We start from the raw sequence: 16440 nt of genomic DNA, 5'->3' as shown, positions 1-16440 counted from the left end.
ATCTTATGCTCCGTAGCGAAAATACAATTCGGGGAACCGGAGATGGAAATTATGGAAAGTAATAAGACGCGATCAAATGTCCTGAATGAGGCGTTGAATCAACCGAATGGTGCGCGGTTCTATCGGTGTGCGCTTCAAGTGAATCCGTTCGCCTATCACGGACGGCACAGCAAGCAGACGGTGTTTCAGAACGAGGTTGACTACAATAACGCCGTCGTCGATGCTTGCATCACTAACGGCATCGAGGCCATAGCCGTCACCGATCATTATCGTGTGGCGGATTCGTGGGGGCTGATTCGCTTGGCGCGGGAACGTGGCATCTTTGTTTTTGGCGGATTCGAGGCCGCGTCGAAGGACGGTGTCCACTTTCTTTGCCTATATGATCCCCAAAAAGACGACAAGTTAGAGCATTGCATCGGTGGGTTAGGTATTCACAATACCAGCGACCTTTCTCCCAATGGCGACAAGGATTGTCTGGAGCTTCTCGAATGCGTTCGCCACCAAGGCGGGATCGCTATCGCAGCACATGTCGCCGCCGATAACGGCTTGTTAGTGACGCTTGGAGGCCAGCCGCGAATGAGCGCCTGGAAATCGCCAGACCTTCTTGCCTGTGCGCTGCCCGGCCCAACTAATGCAGCTCCGCAAAACGTGCGCGCCATCCTGGAAAACAAGGATGCCCAGCATAAACGTGAACGGCCAGTTGCCGTAATAAACGCATCTGACGTGAACAGCCCGGAAGCACTTAACGAGGCACGATCAAGCTGTTTTATCAAGATGTCAGCCCTTTCGATTGAGGGGTTACGCCAAGCTTTCCTTGATCCTGATTCGCGAATTCGCCTGAATTCTGATCCTGCCCCGGAGGCACATGCGGAATTCATAGCTATGGCTTGGGAAGGCGGCTTTCTTGACGGCACCCGATTGCATTTCAACGGAAACCTAAATGTCTTAATCGGCGGACGAGGCACTGGAAAATCGACCATCATTGAGAGCCTTCGGCATGTCTTGGCCATCGATCCCATCGGCGAAGAGGCAGTCAAGGCGCATCAAGGTGTTCTCAAACACGTATTGAAGAGTGGCACAAAAATTTCATTGCTTGTTCGGTCGCACCATCCGGCCAAGCACGACTACACAGTCGAGCGGACGATCCCGAATCCTCCGGTCGTTAAGGATGAGTTCGGCAACGTCTTGAACCTGTCGCCTCGTGACGTAGCGCCCGGCGTGGAGGTGTTTGGTCAACACGAAATATCTGAGCTGACTAAAAGCCGCGAAAAGTTGACACTTCTGTTGGAGCGGTTCGTCGAACGTGATCCGAATGCCAATACCAAAAAGGCGAAATTGCGCCTTGACCTGGAGCGGTCGCGCAGTCGGATCGCTGAAGCGCAACGCGAGATGATACAAATCGAAGAGCGTCTTTCATTGCTGCCCAGTCTTGAAGAGACGCAGAAGCGCTTCCAAGATGCTGGACTTGAGGACCGCCTTAAAGAGAAAAGTCTTTTGGTTCGTGAAGAGCAAGTCTTAAAGACACTTGAAGAAAGACTTGCACCTATTACTTCCGTGCAGCAGGAGCTTGCTGAGTTGTTGCCGATTGATGCTGCATTTCTGTCACCCAAGGCGCTCGAAGGTTTACCAAACTGCGCAATGCTTATTGAGGGCGCATCGATCCTTGACCGTGTCACGAATAGTCTAAAAGTAATCACGGGCCAAATTCGTCAATCCATTTCCCAGGCCGAAAGTGAAGTGTCAACCTTGCGCGCTCGATGGAATGAGCGTAAGCAGGTTGCGGAAACCAACTATCAAACCGTGTTGCGCGAGCTTCAAAAATCAAAGATCGACGGCGAGGAATTTATCCGTTTGCGTCGCCAGATCGAGGAATTAAGGCCTCTACGGGAAAAGAAGGAAACGCTGATTCGCGACTTAGGGGTATACCAGGCCAATCGCCGGAACTTGCTTGATGAATGGTTCAATCTTCAATCTGCGGAATATCGCGCTCTTGAGAAGGCCGCCAAACGGGTATCGAAGAAGCTCGACGGACGGGTTCGTGCGATGGTCGCGATGGGGGGCAATCTTGACCCGCTCGAAAAGCTGTTGCGCGATGAAGTGGGCGGCAATCTGGCCGCATTGTTGGATCGCTTGAAGAAAGGTTCTATGCTGCAGCAATTAGGCGATGGCAACACGAGCTTGTCGTTGCCTGATCTAGCCCAACGCTGCCGAGAGGGCAAGGATGCACTGGTGAACAATTATGGACTTCCGCCGGCCGGCGCTGAGCGACTGGCCCAGGCCAAGCCCGATGTGTTCATGAAGATCGAAGAGCTTGAACTTCCAGCAACCACCAAGATCGAGTTGAACACAGCACCTGACGGCGAACAAGCAACTTGGCAGACTCTTGAAGCACTATCGACGGGGCAAAAAGCGACGGCTGTTTTGTTGCTACTGTTGCTTGAATCGGAGGCGCCGCTCGTCATAGATCAGCCAGAGGACGACCTAGACAACCGCTTTATTACGGATGGCGTCGTACCGACGATGAAGGATGAGAAACGCAAACGGCAATTCATTTTTTCGACCCATAATGCCAACATCCCGGTGCTTGGCGACGCGGAGTTAATTATTGGTCTTTCGACTGGTATTCAGAATGAGTCCGTTCAAGGACGGATCAACGAAAGGCACATGGGTTCAATTGACATCCAGCCTGTGCGCGAGATGGTCGAGGAAATTCTTGAGGGCGGTAAAACTGCTTTCGAGATGAGACGCCAAAAATACGGATTTTAGACATGACAATAACTCACACCGAACTACTGGAAATTATTCGCAATGGCGAAAATTCCGGCGTTGAATTCAAGCGCGATGACATTCAGAACCACGACCTGGCAAAGGAACTCGTTGCCTTTGCAAACCTTGAAGGCGGGATTGTTCTGCTTGGGGTTGAAGATGATGGCACCATTAGTGGCATTACACGGCCGAAGCTCGAAGAATGGGTCATGACGGCCTGCCGTGACAAGATACGGCCGGGCCTCATTCCATTCTATGAGCAAGTCAAGGATTTTGAGCCTGGCAAGGACGTTGCTATCGTGCGCGTTTCACGAGGTTTCGACGTGCATACTCTTTGGCACAACAATAAAAATGCATATTTTATTCGAGTCGGAACCCAAAGTCGTGAGCCGACCCCGGAAGAACTCGGTCGCCTGTTTCAGCAGCGGGGCAGCTTCCGCGCTGAACTCCGTCCGGTATCCGGTGTGGCGCTCGCCGATTTGGATATGCGGCGTTTAAAGAACTATTTTGTCGGCATCAGGGAGCAGGATGTGCCGGATGACAATGACGAAGCCGGATGGAAAACGCTTCTTTTCAATACGGAGATCATGGTTGAAGACGGCATTACTGTTTCAGGCATTCTTTTGTTTGGACGAACCCCCAATCGATTCCTGCCGCAAGCTGGCATCGACGCAGTAGCATTTCCTGGATTGAACAAGGAATATGCGGCCCGCGAGCGTAGTGCTTTGCGCGGTCCGATAACGCCGCTTCTAAACGATGCCGGCGAGATCGTCGAAGCCGGGCTGGTTGAGCAAGCCCTTGCCTTTGTTCAGCGAAACACCGCCGTTGTAGGGCAGCTTGAAGAGGGGGGCGCCCGTCGTGAGGAAACTTCTGACTATCCGCGAGAGGCCATCCGCGAAGCGATCGTCAATGCGCTGGTCCACCGGGACTACTTGCTATCGAGCACGGACATTGAACTTTCGATTTACGACGACCGCATTGAGATCATTTCTCCCGGCCGCTTGCCGAACGGCATTACGCCGGCACGTATGCTGACTGGTTGCCGTGCGTCACGAAATCAGCTTATTAAAGATGTGATGCGCGACTACCGCTACCTTGAGCATTCCGGAATGGGCGTTCCGCGCAAGATCGTAAAGTGCATGAGAGAACACAACGGCACCGAACCCGAGTTGGTCGAAGACGGAGAACTTTTCACAATTCGGCTCTTTCGTTAGTTGATTGGCATTGTTGTTATTTTGCGGGCGAATCCTTGGGGCAGCTGTTGATGCGTTGTGCCAAACGGCCAAGCGTGTGCCGTCGCGAACAAAAGCGGCACGGGCGCGGTACAGTGGCGGTACACGCGTAGCGATCTCTTGACTTACGTAGATTTCGCTAACCCATTGATTCGTTGTATACTCTTGCCTTCACCAACCCCTGCTTACTTTACGTCCATTTCCCTATGTGCACGGTTTCAACGGCAAACTCATAATCCGTTGGTGCCGTGTTCGACTCACGGGAGGCCCACCAAATTCGGTAGTGACATAAAAGCAGTGGCACAAAGGGTTGGCGATCGCGCTAACCCTTTTTTATTTGTGGCTGCGAAACCTCCTTCCCCAACAGGGCGAAATCGGCCGGGACCTATTGGCAAACTAGCATGCGAAGGTATTCATGATGCTATTCATTTTTCATATTCAGAAAGCGGTTTGCTCCTATGGGAATCAGCTAAATCTTTCTATTCACCGTAACCATAACTGGTCTTGGCGCAGCAGCTGCCCGGTGCTTTCGGAAGCTAGATCTGGTGATATGTTCTTAGCGACGCGGCCAAGTTCCGTCGGCGAGTTTGCTTTGGATCGTGGCCGGGGCGGCTGGTACCCGTAAAATCCGAAGTTGGAAATGACGTCATGGCAGAAAATGCTGATGCGCTACGAGCCTTCCAATAGAAAAAGCCCATACTCGTGCACCCAGAAAATTGATTCTTCGACTGCTGATATGACGATGACTCACGAAACCCGACCACCGTCGCCTCCTCCGGTTGACAGGGCATCAGACAGCGCGGATGATGGGCGGATGGAAAAGCGCGTCGAAAAACTTGAAGCCGAGCTTGCCGCGATCAAATTGGATATTGGAATCATCAAAGCCAATGGCGCGACAAAGTCTGATATCGCTGAGCTCAGGGCGACAGTGTCGGAGGCTAAGACCACTATTATTTTGTGGGTTGCCACCGCCGTCATTCTTGCGCAGATACTACCTGGGCTGTTGAAGAATTTTGGACTTATGTAAGAAACAAGCCCGCGCTAGCGGGATTATTTATGTGTCTACACCCAGTCGTTCGCAGCCGAGTGTCACGCCCTAACGCGCCGGCATAATTTCCTTCTTAAACCAGTCATCAAGCATCTGTTTATCGTGTCCGTACAGATCCTGGTTATAGCTGCGCGAACCCATCAGATAGTTTGGATCGGACAACTCGCTGTCGCCGCTGCGTAGCACTTTGCCGTCCTGCTCGATGCTGTAACGCAGATGCATCCTCGGCCAGTCAGCCTGGCCCTTCATCACGCGGATATCCCGCACCGGCACTCTCGGAAACACATCGCCGGCCAGATCGATATCGATAAATTCGACCTTCAGTTGTTGGCCTTCCGGCAGCTTCAACGCTAGCAGATTCAGGTGTTCACGGAAAATCATTTCCATCGATTCGCGGTCGGAAGCGAAGCGCGGCACATCGGTCATTTTTTCGGGATTGATGAAAGTGACCGTGGCTGCCGCAGTGGCGCTCACGGAAGCCACTGCACACACGATGACCAATCCTAATTTGCCGACGAGCTTACCCATAAATGACAGACCCTCTCTGTACTCCGCGAATGAGCTATAAATATACGCTCATTCAGTGCAGGTGTCCCGGCCAAGAACAGCAAGGGGCGCTGCGGACGATAGCGCTAATTAAGTCAGTTCCCAAAACCAGACTTCCTTGCTTGACCACCAGCAATCGCTCGCGCATTTCTTTGCGCCGCCGGCCAGAGGCGCGACGAGGTCGATGTGGCCGTTCTCGTAGACACCAGGCATCAAATGGAAGAAGGAAACGATACCGCTGCGATTTGCTATCCCTTTTTCATGTTCTCCCGCCTTGAACTTTTCAGGCCGGCCTAACATTGATTTCTTCGATAGAATATTTGACAGTTTGGACTGTCCCGGTTCGATTCGTTTGCCTCGGTGTATCCCCGATTTGATCGGCATGCGCCCCTCGGGAATCGGTACACCCGACTTGATCAAGGCAAGGCTGACACGGATGGCACAGGTGTTGGCGTAGACTTCATTGGTGATCAAATCGTCCCAACCGATTTCCTTGAAAAGTTCGGGGAGCTTCACAATTTTGTTGGATGAATAGTTTTTCCAAAGTACGTTGAAAGGAGGGGGAGTCAGCATCGCGGCACCTATTTTTGAGGGCAGGGAAATTTTTCGTTGAACAGTTCGAGCAGCAACGGGGCGGCATTGTCAGGGAGTGGGCTAGTTGCCACTCGCTTGTCCAATTCCGTCAGCATTCGAGACTCCACCTCCATCGGTTTTAATTTTCGTGGCGCGCACCAACTGATACCTTGGGTGGAATCGATCACGCCCGCCAGATAACCCTCGGCGTAGCGCTGCTTGTTTGTCGAATCGGCACTTTGGTTCGATGAGGGCATGGAGGAATTCCCAGTTAGCTGGCGTATGAATTCTTCGCCGGTTAGATGGGGAGTAAAGACGCAATTTCCGGCCGTGGGAAACTTCGCCACAAGTTGGTCGCGCAGAATTTTCCCTGCACTCGACAGCAGTAAATTCAAGCGGCTGTCCGTTACTTTTGGAGAATTTTTTTCCAGTTCCCTCAATGCCCACTTTCCAGCGTTGGCCTCCGTTTTGCCGGTCGGCAAACACCAATCGCGGCCTTGGCCAGCATCTGCGACTCCGGCCAAGTAGCCTTGCGCGTGATGGAGAACGTAGGGACTTCCGGCGCCGGGAACGCTGGGATGTGGAAGGCCCCGATATTCCGCAACGAACATATCGGCTGTCAGATACGGCGGGAAAATATCGCCTTGTTCAGGAGCCGCTGGTGATTGCCCGGCAGCCCCGATGGTGAGCAACAGCAAAGTCTCAGGAAATTTCATGGCGAGGAAATCCTATGCCACTTTGTTTGCATTCGCGTCCCATCCACCGGCAGTGCTGCCGCCCGTGCCGCCCCCAACTTTTTGCTGAGTGTACTTCCACTTAATCTTTGAAAATTTCAACGCGACACTCTCGTTCAAAATGCTACCAGCTTCAATGGCGGGGGTAACTTGCCCGATCAAAACGTTTTCGAGTTCGATCTCGAAATATTTGATTGGCTGACCTTGGCCGTCGGCCCGCATGAATTCGAATTTGGCCTTCGGGATGGTTTTACCCATCGCGCATGTTTGCATTAGAATCGGCGATGATCGGTCTGCAAGCTTGCGAAAGAGGATGTCGCTCAGCTCACACCGCTCGGCGCTATGCCCGCACTAGACGAGGAGCACGCGGACCTGGGCTGTGTGATGTTCCAGTGGATGGCTTCGCACTCGATCCAGTCCCGATGCTTATCGTCCATCGATTCGCCCTTGATGCCTTCGATTTGCAGGTATACGTCGATTGCCATGATGCCTCCGTAGGTGATTGGGTGACTACTGGAAGCATTGTTACCCGTTCCATAGCGGGGTACGTTGGGACGCGTCAAGCCAAGAGTCATCGCTGTCATGCCAGCGCCGGCCGCGCGAAGATGCCCACCAAATTTATTTTGCTGGGCATCCAGTTGCATACATGCCAAAATTACCGCCGCAAGCGCTTCCACAAAAAGGATAATCGAATGAATTTGCCTTCCCTGTCGCAACTGGCGCCACACGGCACCACCCTGATGGCGCTGACCATCGCCGCCGTGTTGCTGACGCCAGGCCCCACGAATACGCTGCTGTTCCTGGCGGGAAGCCGCGATGGCTTCCGCCGCTCGCTGCGACTGATCGCTGCGGAGTGGGGCGGCTACATGATCTCCATCAGCATCTGGTGCGCTTTCCTTGCATTGGCCGCCGCGGTCGCGCCCTGGGCGCCAACCGTCGCGCGCGCCTGCGCTGCGACCTACATCGCGTACTCGGCGGTCAAATTGTGGCGCACCGCGCCCCAGGCCGGCGCCGCCGGCAGCGCGGCCATCGGTCCGCGCGAGTTGTTCTTCGTAACCTTGCTGAATCCGAAGGCGTTCTTCTTCGCCACCGTGGTGTTTCCTCCGCTGTCCGATGGCGCCGCCGCGTTGTCGCAGGCTTACTTGCTGTTCAGTAGCCTGTTGCTGCCGATCGCCGCGCTGTGGATCGCGATGGGCTCGGCGGTGCTGGCCTACCCGAGCGCGACGCCGCGCCAGCCGCTCGTGCACCGCATCGCGGCTGGCGTACTGCTGGCGTTTTCGGGATCGATGTTCGTTTCGCTGCTGGCGTCCGCTCGCTGAGAAACCACACCGGACCAGCCGGATTTTTTCCGGCCACATCCAATCGCGCGCGTTGCTTCTATACTAAAATCGCCATTCAAAATGAACACTCAATAGGAGAAACGGGATGATAGATCTGGATCGGCGCAGTCTGGTTCTGGCCGCTGGCGGTGCATTGGCGGCAGCGACGGTTGGCGCTCCGGTGTGGGCCGCGACGCCCGAGCGCAAGCTCGGTTATGCGATTGTCGGCCTGGGCGGTTACGGCCTCGGCATCATCATTCCGCAGTTCAAAAACTGCCAGCACAGCAAGCTGGTCGCGCTGGTCAGCGGCGATCCCGCCAAGGCCAAGCGCGTGGCGGCCGAGTACGGCGTGCCGGAGTCCGGCATCTACGATTACAAGAGCTACGACAAGCTCAAGGACAATCCCGAGGTCGATGTCATCTACATCTGCCTGCCCGTCTTCATGCACAAGGAATACACGGTCCGTGGCGCCGCCGCAGGCAAGCACATCCTGTGCGAGAAGCCGATGGCCTTGTCCGCCGCCGAGTGCGAGGAGATGATCGCGGCCTGTAAAAAAGCCGGCAAGAAATTGATGATCGGCTACCGCAGTCACTTCGAGCCGTACAACCTGGAGGCGATACGCCGGGCGCGCGCGGGCGAGATCGGCAAGCTGCGCTATTTCCGTTCGGAGCACGGGTTCACGGCGGGCGGGACGTCGTCGTGGCGCTTGAAGAAGGCGCTGTCGGGCGGCGGTTCGTTGATGGATATCGGTATCTATGCGCTGCAGGCAGCGCGCTACATGACGGGCGAGGAGCCCATCGCCGTGTACGCCAAGGAGACCACGGACCGCTCGGATCCGCGTTTCCGCGAGGTCGAGGACATGATCGAGTTCCAGCTGGAGTTTCCTTCCGGCGTGATTGGTTCATGCATGTCGATGTACAGCGCGAATCAAAACCACATTTTGCTGATGGGCGACAAGGGCCGCATCGAGCTGGAGCCCGGCACCGCTTACAGCGGCCATCGCATGTGGGTGGGCAATGGCCGCAGCAACGAGATCACGCCGCCGCCGGGACCGGGCAAGACACAGTGGGCGGGCCAGCTCGACCATATGTCGACCTGCGTGATCGACAACCGCGAGCCGATCGTGCCCGGCGAGGAAGGGTTGCGCGACATGCGCATCATCGAAGCGATCTACAAGTCGGCCCGCGAGCAAAAGCGCATCGTGCTGTAATTTAACCTTCGGCTTTGCGGGCTTCCTCGGCGATCTTGATGTCCAGCATCGAGATCACGAGGTCGTCCTCCGTCAGCAGTTCCTTCAGCGGGAAGCCGTCCTCCATGGCGATCACGGCGCCCGCCGTCACCTTTTCCTCCACTTCGCCGCCCGGCGGCGTGTGCGGCATGAAGGCGAATTGCGGAAAGCGCGTTTTGCCGTGTTCGGCGATTTCGTGCAAAGTCCTCGGCGCGGCGCGCAGCAGGCCGTTGCGCACATGGTTCTGCCGATCCTCGCCGCGCTGCTTGAGCAGCGCCGTCAGCCGGACGATCTCCTCCGTCAAGCGGTCGGACTCCGCCTGCTGATGGCTGAGCTCGTCGTCGGTGAGCGCTTCCTCCCACTGCGTCAGTTTCAGCAGCCCGCGCTTGTGCAAGGTCTGCCGTTGCAGGTCGATCTCGATGGCGGCGGCGCGGGTTTGATGCGAGTCCAGGTCCTGGGCGATGCTGGCGTCGCCGTTGGCGCGGTGCCATTTGTCGCCGAAGTTGAACACCAGGCCGTCGAAGTAGAAGTACATCGGCAAGCCGTTCGCCGGGGCGTATTCCAGCACTTGTTTTGCCGTCATATTCCAGCGGGCAGCCAGTTCCGCCAAAGTCAGGGTCAGGGGTTCAATCGTGGGCATGATGGGCGCTAGTCGAATCGTCAATTATTGGGCGCCATTTTCTCACAGTCGCTTGCATCCCGCGCCAACTTGTTGTGCCGGCGATTACGATTTTGACGTTTTGACCCGCTGATTTTGCCCAGGACGGCTACTGTCGACGAAGTCGTTGTTATACTTTCCGGCGAGACAGCATTCGACTGTCCAGACTCTGGAGACGATATGACGGACCGCAGGTTGAAGAAGATAGTGATCGTTGGCGGCGGCACCGCCGGTTGGATGGCGGCCGCGCCGCTGGCCCAGCGGCTGGGCAAGGATTGCCAGATCGTGCTGATCGAGTCGCCCGACATCGCCACCGTCGGCGTCGGCGAGGCGACCTTGCCTACCATCCGCTATTTCAACGCCTCGCTGGGGCTGGACCACGCCGAATTCCTGCGCAAAACGCAGGCCTCCTTCAAGCTGGGCATCGAATTCAAGGACTGGGGCTATATCGGCAACCGTTTCTTCCACGGCTTCGGCGACTTCGGGCCGAAGATACAAGGCCGTTCGCCGCATATGCACTGGCTGCATCTGGCGCGCGTCGACAAGAACATTCCATCGTATGAAAACTGGTCGATATCGACGGTGATGGCGCGCAACCACCGCTTTGCGCCCGCCAACCCCGACGATCCGTATTCCTACGGCTTCCATTTCGACGCCGCGCTCTACGCGATCCATCTGCGCGAGTACGCCATCGAGCGCGGCGTGACGCGCATCGAAGCGACCATCGACGATGTCGAGCTGCGCCCGGAAGACGGCTTTATCGCCGCTGTGAAGTTGAAGGACGGCCGCCGCATCGATGGCGATTTCTTCATCGATTGCTCGGGCTTCCGCGGTTTGCTGATCGAGGGCGCGCTCAAGGCCGGCTATGACGACTGGAGCGACCAGCTGCCGTGCAACAGCGCGCTGGCGATGCTGTGCGCCAAGGCCGAGAAGCTGGAACCGTTCACCACCGCCACCGCCAAGGCGGCCGGCTGGCAATGGCGCATTCCGCTGCAGCACCGCACCGGCAACGGCCACGTCTACAGCAACGCCTTCACCACCGACGAGGAGGCGGCCCGCGTGCTGATCGACGGCCTGGACGGCGCGCCGCTCGACGAGCCACGGCAACTGCGCTTCGTCACCGGCCGCCGCCGCAAATCGTGGATCAAGAACTGCGTGGCCCTCGGCCTGGCGGCCGGCTTCATCGAGCCGCTGGAATCGACCAGCATCAACCTGATCGAGAACGCGGTGGGCAAGTTGATCGAGTGTTTCCCGGATCGCGATTTCCTGCCTGAATCTACCGCCGAGTTCAACCGCTACATGGCGTATCGCTACGAGTCCGTGCGCGACTTCATCATCATGCATTACAAGCTGACCCAGCGCACCGACACCGAGTTCTGGCGTTACTGCGCCAACATGCCGATCCCGGACAGCGTGCGGCACCAGATCGAGCTGTTCCGCGAAACGGGCAGGGTGGTCATCTACGACCAGGACGGTTTCGGCGATCCGTCGTTCATCTCGATGTTGCTGGGGCTGGGCGTGGTGCCGAAGGTCGACGATCCGTTTGTCGCCGCCATCGACAGGGATGCTTTGCAAGCCCACATGGCTGGCGTGCGCGCGGACATCATTAAAAAGGTGTCCACCATGCCCTACGTCGGCGATTACCTCGCGCGCGCCGTCGCCCAGTAACGCCGGCCGACGTTCAGCCCAGCCGCTTGCGCATGAAAATGGTCGCCTGCGGATTGTCGTTGTAGCGTTCGCAGCGCTCGTAGCCTAGCTGGTCGTACAGCTTGATCGCCGCGTGCAGGTCGTCCTTGGTGTCCAGATACACGGCGCTGTGGCCTGCCTGCGCGGCGTGCTCTTCCAGCGCCCGCATCAGCGCCTGGGACAAGCCGCGCCGGCGGTAGCGGTCGGCCACATACAGGCGCTTGCACTCGACCGCGCCGCCCTCGGCACCGCCGGTGTCGACACCGGGCAGCGGCCGCATCGCCACGCAGCCGGCCGGGTCGCCGTCCACGTACGCGATCCACATCGCCGAGCTGGCATCGTCGAGGAAGGCGCGGATGGCGTGGTCGTCGTCGCGCAGCACCACGCCGATGACGTCGAAATATTCGTACAGCAAGTGGCGCGCGTCGTTCAACTGAGCGGCCGTGGCGCGCACAAGGTGGGTGGACGGCGGCGCCAGGATTTCCCGCACCTTGCTCATTGCCGCCATCAACTCCGCGCGCTGCGTTTCGCCCAACTGGTCGAGCATGCGCACCGTTTCCGACGCGACGCGGCGATTGATGTCGGCGATCGCGGCCTGGCCGTTGGCGGTCAGGCTCAGCAAGGTGGCGCGCTTGTCCTGCGCCGACCGCACGCCCTCGATCAGCCCGCGCTCGCTCAGCGAGCGCACCATGCGGCTCATGTAGCCGGCGTCCAGCCCGAGCTTGGTGCGCAGATGGTTGGCGGTGCAGCCCGGACAGTGCGACAGCTCGTACATCATCCGGCTTTCGCTGAGCGAGTAGTCGGTGTCGAGGTAGCGCCCCCGCAGCAGTCCCAGATGCACGGTGTAAAAACGGTTGAATTGCCGCACCACTTCGGCCTGTTGTTGCATTTGCTGATCCATATGACCCCGTTCGGTTTGCTATTAGTTGCCTTCGGCAAGTACTTTTGCCGACTATAGCGTTGTTGCGCCGTGCGGTCAACATGGCGCGCATGGCAGGCGGTAAAATGACGCCTTCCCCCTAGCGGAGTAGCGAAGATGATGTTTCTTAAAGTGCCGTTTGCGGAAAAAGACGAGGCCAAGGCGCTGGGCGCCCGCTGGAACGGCGAACGCAAATCGTGGTACGTGCCGGACGGTAAGCCGACCGAGGCGTTCGAACGCTGGTTGCCGCCCGGCGGCGCCGATTTCGTGCCGGCCAAGGCCGCCGCCGCGCCAAAGGCCAAGCCGGCCTCGGTCGACTCCTATGTCGGCAAATCGGTAATCGGCAAGCTGTACCAGGAATTGCCGCACGACTGCAATCCGTTCGAGGTGTGCCCGGTCTGCGCGCCCGCGCTGGCCACGTCCGGCTGGCAGGCGGCGCACGAGGACGTGGCCAGGTTGCTGGTCGGCCTGCGGGGCTGACGCCGTGTTCATTCCATGGTCAAGCTGAAACTATTGAGATAGTGACCACGCGCGGGATCGATCTGTTCTAGAATACTGCTGAGATGCAGTATGAGACTCACCCACCTGAAGCCGCCGATGAACAGTCATACGATGCCGCCAGTTTTTCGCACCGAAGACGGTCCGGTCACACCCGTCGCCAGCTTCAAGCAACCCGCCGATATCTTTGAAGCGCTGTTTCAAAGCATACAAGGCGGCGAAAAGCATGTCCGGCCGCTGCTGGACTTGGTGCCCGATTCCCACTTTCTCGGCTTCATCGAGGTTGGCTACGCGCTGCGCGCCTGCCTGGAAGACATATCCCGCCGCGACTACCTGCTACAGCGCCTGCGCCCGCATCTGGACGTGCTGATCGGCACTTTGCCGGCGAGCATACAGCCGCACGGCATGCTGCCCAAACAACCGGCGCCGCCGGGTTTTCGCGACCTGCAACAGATCGGCGACGACGAAATCCGCGCCTGGCTGATCGAAGACGGCGGCCTGATCTATGGCGAATTCGCCCGCTACGAGCTCGATAACCTGTTCGACGCCATCGCGCCGTCGATCCGCCCCGGCGGCGTCATGGTCGACCTCGGTAGCGGATTGGGCAAGGTCGTGATGTCGGCGGCGCTGGCGTTCCCGTTCGAGCGCTGCATCGGTGTCGAATGCATGGGTTACCGCCATCGCATGGCCTTGCAGCGCCTGCACAATCTGCTGGTGCTGGCCGAGCGCGGCGTGGCGCACCTGCCGACGCCGCTCACCCCCGATGCCCCGCTGACCTTGCCTTTCGGCGACGCCGCCACCGGCGGCCATCTGATCGAGCTGGCCTCGCGGATCGCCTTTGTCGAAAGCGACATGTTCAAGGTGGACGTGCGCGGCGCCAGCCTGGTGTTCTTGTACAGCACCTGTTTCGGCCCGCTGATGGACGCGCTTGCCGACAAACTGGCGCGCGAGTTGCAAGAGGGCGCGCTGGTGACGACCACCACTTACGCGCTCAAGCATCCCGCGTTCACCTTGCTGCATTACTTCCCGGCCGGCACGGTCGCCTGGACCAACGTGATGCTGTATAAACGCACCGGCACGCTGGAATCGCTGCCGCCGGCGGACATCACGCATCCGCATCAACCGGACCCGGTGGAGTGGGAAGCGCGGGCGCGGCAGGACCTGGAAGCGATGAACGCGCGGGCGCGCACCGCCTAGAGCAGCCATTTACGCGCGGTCGCGACGATATTGTCCGACAGCGTGCGGGTAAACGGCGTCTGGATATCCCAGATATGCCAGGTCAGCGGCACGTCCAGCACGTGGCCCGGCGCCAGATCCACCAACGTTCCCGCCTTCAGCAGCGCTTCGCATTGCAGCAGAGGCAACATGCCATAGGCGAATCCCGCTTCCAGAAAGCGCACAAACCCTTCCGAGCTGGACAAAGAGTGGTGCGGCACCCGTCCCGTATAGCCGGTGCGCTGCGCAATAAAGCGTGTTTGCAGCGCATCCTTGCGGTCGAAATACAAACTGGGCGCCTGCTGCACCGCCTCGGCCGTGAATCCGTCCGGGAACCAGCGCGCGGCGAAGGCCGGACTGCCGACGCACAGATACCGCATCGCCCCCAGCGGCGTGGCCGAGGTGCCGGCCACTTGTACGGTTTCGCTGGTGACGCAGCCGAACACACGGCCTTCGCGCAACATCGTCATCGTGTGGTCCTGGTCGTCCAGGCGGATCTGCAACAGGCACTCGCCCGAACTCATCAAGGGAGCGACCGCTTCCTGCAGCCAGGTGGCGGCGCTGTCGGCATTGATGGCGATGGCGATTTCCGGCCGAGCCGGGGCGCCGGGACCGGCGCGCGGGAACTCGGTCAAGGCCGCTTCCAGCAGTTGCACCTGGCGGTAATGGGCGATCAGCCGCTGGCCGGCCTCGGTTGCCACCGGCGGCTGGCTACGCACGATCAGCAATTCGCCGGCGCTGTTTTCCAGCATGCGGATGCGCTGCGACACGGCCGACTGGGTGATCGACAAGGCCGCAGCGGCCTTGTCGAAACTTCCATAGTCGATCACGGCGTCCAGCGCCGCCAGTCCCCGATAGTCGATGCGGCTCATTAGCGCTCCTAATATTTGGTCAGTAATATTAATTATACTTATCTTTTGGCGCAAGCTAAGCTGTCGTCCTTCAACACGGGAGAACGCATGGAAGTGACCGCATTTTTAAAGGGCATGGGACTGGGCGGCGGATTGATCGTTGCCATCGGATCGCAAAACGCTTATTTATTACGCCAGGCGTTGAAGAAGGAATACGTGCTGACGTGTATCGCCATTTGTATTATCTGCGACGTGATGCTGATTGGCGCCGGCGTTGCCGGCATGGGCCGGTTAATTGTCGAGGCGCCGGCACTGCTGTTGTGGATCAAATTGGCCGGCGCCGGGTTTTTATTCTGGTACGGGGTGAGGGCAGCACGTTCCGCATTCAATCCGGTTGCGATGAAAACCGACAATGATAAACCCGCCGCCAGCCGATATGCGGTCATCGCGGCGATGCTGGCGTTTAGTTTATTGAATCCGCATGTTTATCTCGATACCGTGGTGCTACTTGGATCGATAGGCGGCCAGCAGCCCGGCGATGGACGGACTTATTTTGCCTTGGGAGCGATGCTGGCATCTGTTATATGGTTTTGCAGCCTGGGTTTGGGCGCGCGATTCTTGATACCGGTGTTCGCACGTCCGCGTGCCTGGCAGGTATTGGACGGCGTGATCGCAGTGGTGATGTGGATATTGGCGGTCACCTTGTTCCTCTAGGGGGCGGACGGGGATAAGCTCAAAAATTGCTGGATCATGCTGATTTTTGGCATAAAAACGTCACTCCGGCCGCAGATTGCATGCTCCTTTGGGCAGGTAACTTAATCTGGTTGTAAATTTATTTCCACTGGGAACGAGTCGCGCTGCATTTCGCATACAATGCTGATAGTTGCCAGAATTGTGGCGCGCCGATCGAGTGGGAAGAAATGAGCATAGAACCCGGCAATTATTTAAGCGAATCGACAATGGCGGCGGCCTTTGCGTCGGATGCCATTCTCAGCACCTTGCTTATCTTTCTCTGGCTCACACAGCGCAAAGAGAAACATGCCTTATTCTGGGGCGTGGGCCAGTTGGCGATAATGACCGGTGTGATGACGTGGTTTATCGGCGCTCAATTACTGCCGCATCAAATCCGCCTTTTTATCTGCGCGCTGATGCTGACTGTGGGCATGG

15 protein-coding genes and 1 pseudogene are annotated in these 16440 nt (G+C 57.9%); 9 read left to right on the top strand and 7 right to left on the bottom strand.

From position 1 onward, the window contains the following. Window positions 1-42: 42 nt before the first annotated feature. From AC0IYS_RS25975 to AC0IYS_RS25965, 3 genes are all read left to right on the top strand, one after another. Window positions 43-2766 carry a TrlF family AAA-like ATPase gene (locus AC0IYS_RS25975; protein WP_471707878.1) on the top strand — a complete coding sequence of 908 codons (2724 nt, stop codon included), beginning with the start codon at window positions 43-45 and terminating at the stop codon, window positions 2764-2766. A 2-nt stretch (window positions 2767-2768) separates the two neighbouring features. Continuing rightward, window positions 2769-3980 (top strand): ATP-binding protein, encoded by a 1212-nt coding sequence (locus AC0IYS_RS25970; protein WP_471707877.1) that lies wholly within the window; start codon window positions 2769-2771, stop codon window positions 3978-3980. A 658-nt stretch (window positions 3981-4638) separates the two neighbouring features. Beyond that, window positions 4639-5025, top strand: coding sequence for a hypothetical protein (locus tag AC0IYS_RS25965; protein WP_471707876.1), 387 nt, complete (start codon window positions 4639-4641; stop codon window positions 5023-5025). A 69-nt stretch (window positions 5026-5094) separates the two neighbouring features. Here the strand turns inward: AC0IYS_RS25965 and AC0IYS_RS25960 are convergent, their stop codons facing one another. The 4 genes and pseudogenes from AC0IYS_RS25960 to AC0IYS_RS25945 all read right to left on the bottom strand — a co-directional run bounded on the left by AC0IYS_RS25960 (window position 5095) and on the right by AC0IYS_RS25945 (window position 7384). Beyond that, entirely contained in the window at window positions 5095-5574 is a 480-nt protein-coding gene (locus AC0IYS_RS25960; protein ID WP_471707875.1) for a DUF3016 domain-containing protein, read from the bottom strand. 108 nt (window positions 5575-5682) lie between these two features. Next, window positions 5683-6165, bottom strand: coding sequence for a T6SS effector amidase Tae4 family protein (locus AC0IYS_RS25955; RefSeq protein ID WP_471707874.1), 483 nt, complete (start codon window positions 6163-6165; stop codon window positions 5683-5685). 8 nt (window positions 6166-6173) lie between these two features. Next, window positions 6174-6881, bottom strand: a complete 708-nt coding sequence (locus AC0IYS_RS25950) for a Rap1a/Tai family immunity protein (protein ID WP_471707873.1) — start codon at window positions 6879-6881, stop codon at window positions 6174-6176. 12 nt (window positions 6882-6893) lie between these two features. Further along, window positions 6894-7384, bottom strand: a pseudogene (locus AC0IYS_RS25945) (Hcp family type VI secretion system effector). A gap of 207 nt (window positions 7385-7591) precedes the next feature. Here AC0IYS_RS25945 and AC0IYS_RS25940 point away from each other — a divergent pair. Further along, entirely contained in the window at window positions 7592-8218 is a 627-nt protein-coding gene (locus AC0IYS_RS25940) for a LysE family translocator (protein WP_471707872.1), read from the top strand. Between the two features lie 106 nt (window positions 8219-8324). Next, window positions 8325-9428: a Gfo/Idh/MocA family protein gene (locus AC0IYS_RS25935; protein WP_471707871.1), complete on the top strand. Its 1104-nt coding sequence runs from the start codon at window positions 8325-8327 to the stop codon at window positions 9426-9428. Between the two features lies 1 nt (window position 9429). Here AC0IYS_RS25935 and AC0IYS_RS25930 read toward each other — a convergent pair whose 3' ends face one another. Beyond that, the gene (locus AC0IYS_RS25930; protein WP_471707870.1) at window positions 9430-10086 is read right to left on the bottom strand and encodes a hypothetical protein; all 657 of its coding nucleotides are present in this window, start codon (window positions 10084-10086) and stop codon (window positions 9430-9432) included. 198 nt (window positions 10087-10284) lie between these two features. Here AC0IYS_RS25930 and AC0IYS_RS25925 point away from each other — a divergent pair, with 198 nt between their 5' ends. After that, on the top strand, window positions 10285-11772 hold the full coding sequence (locus AC0IYS_RS25925) for a tryptophan halogenase family protein (RefSeq protein WP_471707869.1): 1488 nt from the start codon (window positions 10285-10287) through the stop codon (window positions 11770-11772). A gap of 13 nt (window positions 11773-11785) precedes the next feature. Here AC0IYS_RS25925 and AC0IYS_RS25920 read toward each other — a convergent pair whose 3' ends face one another. Further along, entirely contained in the window at window positions 11786-12679 is an 894-nt protein-coding gene (locus AC0IYS_RS25920) for a bifunctional helix-turn-helix transcriptional regulator/GNAT family N-acetyltransferase (protein ID WP_471707868.1), read from the bottom strand. A 147-nt stretch (window positions 12680-12826) separates the two neighbouring features. Here AC0IYS_RS25920 and AC0IYS_RS25915 point away from each other — a divergent pair, with 147 nt between their 5' ends. Both AC0IYS_RS25915 and AC0IYS_RS25910 read left to right on the top strand, forming a co-directional pair. After that, window positions 12827-13189 (top strand): DUF5710 domain-containing protein, encoded by a 363-nt coding sequence (locus AC0IYS_RS25915; RefSeq protein WP_471707867.1) that lies wholly within the window; start codon window positions 12827-12829, stop codon window positions 13187-13189. Between the two features lie 90 nt (window positions 13190-13279). Continuing rightward, window positions 13280-14404: a histone methylation protein DOT1-like protein gene (locus tag AC0IYS_RS25910; RefSeq protein WP_471707866.1), complete on the top strand. Its 1125-nt coding sequence runs from the start codon at window positions 13280-13282 to the stop codon at window positions 14402-14404. On the opposite strand, the gene AC0IYS_RS25905 is transcribed toward AC0IYS_RS25910, so the two are convergent. Next, window positions 14401-15294 carry a LysR family transcriptional regulator ArgP gene (locus AC0IYS_RS25905; RefSeq protein ID WP_471707865.1) on the bottom strand — a complete coding sequence of 298 codons (894 nt, stop codon included), beginning with the start codon at window positions 15292-15294 and terminating at the stop codon, window positions 14401-14403. The genes AC0IYS_RS25910 and AC0IYS_RS25905 overlap by 4 nt on opposite strands. Window positions 15295-15381: 87 nt before the next feature. Here AC0IYS_RS25905 and AC0IYS_RS25900 point away from each other — a divergent pair, with 87 nt between their 5' ends. Then, on the top strand, window positions 15382-15987 hold the full coding sequence (locus AC0IYS_RS25900) for a LysE/ArgO family amino acid transporter (RefSeq protein WP_471707864.1): 606 nt from the start codon (window positions 15382-15384) through the stop codon (window positions 15985-15987). Window positions 15988-16440: the final 453 nt, after the last annotated feature.

Source organism: Duganella sp. AC237, from assembly GCF_979254035.1.
The sequence above is the reverse complement of the archived record's forward strand: the minus strand, read 5'-3'. Positions and strand labels throughout refer to the sequence as shown.

What these genes read in the sequence shown, in the direction of transcription:
- AC0IYS_RS25975 (WP_471707878.1), top strand. Translation starts at nt 43, where the DNA reads ATGGAAATTATGGAAAGTAATAAGACGCGATCAAATGTCCTGAATGAG.
- AC0IYS_RS25970 (WP_471707877.1), top strand. Translation starts at nt 2,769, where the DNA reads ATGACAATAACTCACACCGAACTACTGGAAATTATTCGCAATGGCGAA.
- AC0IYS_RS25965 (WP_471707876.1), top strand. Translation starts at nt 4,639, where the DNA reads ATGACGTCATGGCAGAAAATGCTGATGCGCTACGAGCCTTCCAATAGA.
- AC0IYS_RS25960 (WP_471707875.1), bottom strand. Translation starts at nt 5,574, where the DNA reads ATGGGTAAGCTCGTCGGCAAATTAGGATTGGTCATCGTGTGTGCAGTG.
- AC0IYS_RS25955 (WP_471707874.1), bottom strand. Translation starts at nt 6,165, where the DNA reads ATGCTGACTCCCCCTCCTTTCAACGTACTTTGGAAAAACTATTCATCC.
- AC0IYS_RS25950 (WP_471707873.1), bottom strand. Translation starts at nt 6,881, where the DNA reads ATGAAATTTCCTGAGACTTTGCTGTTGCTCACCATCGGGGCTGCCGGG.
- AC0IYS_RS25940 (WP_471707872.1), top strand. Translation starts at nt 7,592, where the DNA reads ATGAATTTGCCTTCCCTGTCGCAACTGGCGCCACACGGCACCACCCTG.
- AC0IYS_RS25935 (WP_471707871.1), top strand. Translation starts at nt 8,325, where the DNA reads ATGATAGATCTGGATCGGCGCAGTCTGGTTCTGGCCGCTGGCGGTGCA.
- AC0IYS_RS25930 (WP_471707870.1), bottom strand. Translation starts at nt 10,086, where the DNA reads ATGCCCACGATTGAACCCCTGACCCTGACTTTGGCGGAACTGGCTGCC.
- AC0IYS_RS25925 (WP_471707869.1), top strand. Translation starts at nt 10,285, where the DNA reads ATGACGGACCGCAGGTTGAAGAAGATAGTGATCGTTGGCGGCGGCACC.
- AC0IYS_RS25920 (WP_471707868.1), bottom strand. Translation starts at nt 12,679, where the DNA reads ATGCAACAACAGGCCGAAGTGGTGCGGCAATTCAACCGTTTTTACACC.
- AC0IYS_RS25915 (WP_471707867.1), top strand. Translation starts at nt 12,827, where the DNA reads ATGATGTTTCTTAAAGTGCCGTTTGCGGAAAAAGACGAGGCCAAGGCG.
- AC0IYS_RS25910 (WP_471707866.1), top strand. Translation starts at nt 13,280, where the DNA reads ATGAGACTCACCCACCTGAAGCCGCCGATGAACAGTCATACGATGCCG.
- AC0IYS_RS25905 (WP_471707865.1), bottom strand. Translation starts at nt 15,294, where the DNA reads ATGAGCCGCATCGACTATCGGGGACTGGCGGCGCTGGACGCCGTGATC.
- AC0IYS_RS25900 (WP_471707864.1), top strand. Translation starts at nt 15,382, where the DNA reads ATGGAAGTGACCGCATTTTTAAAGGGCATGGGACTGGGCGGCGGATTG.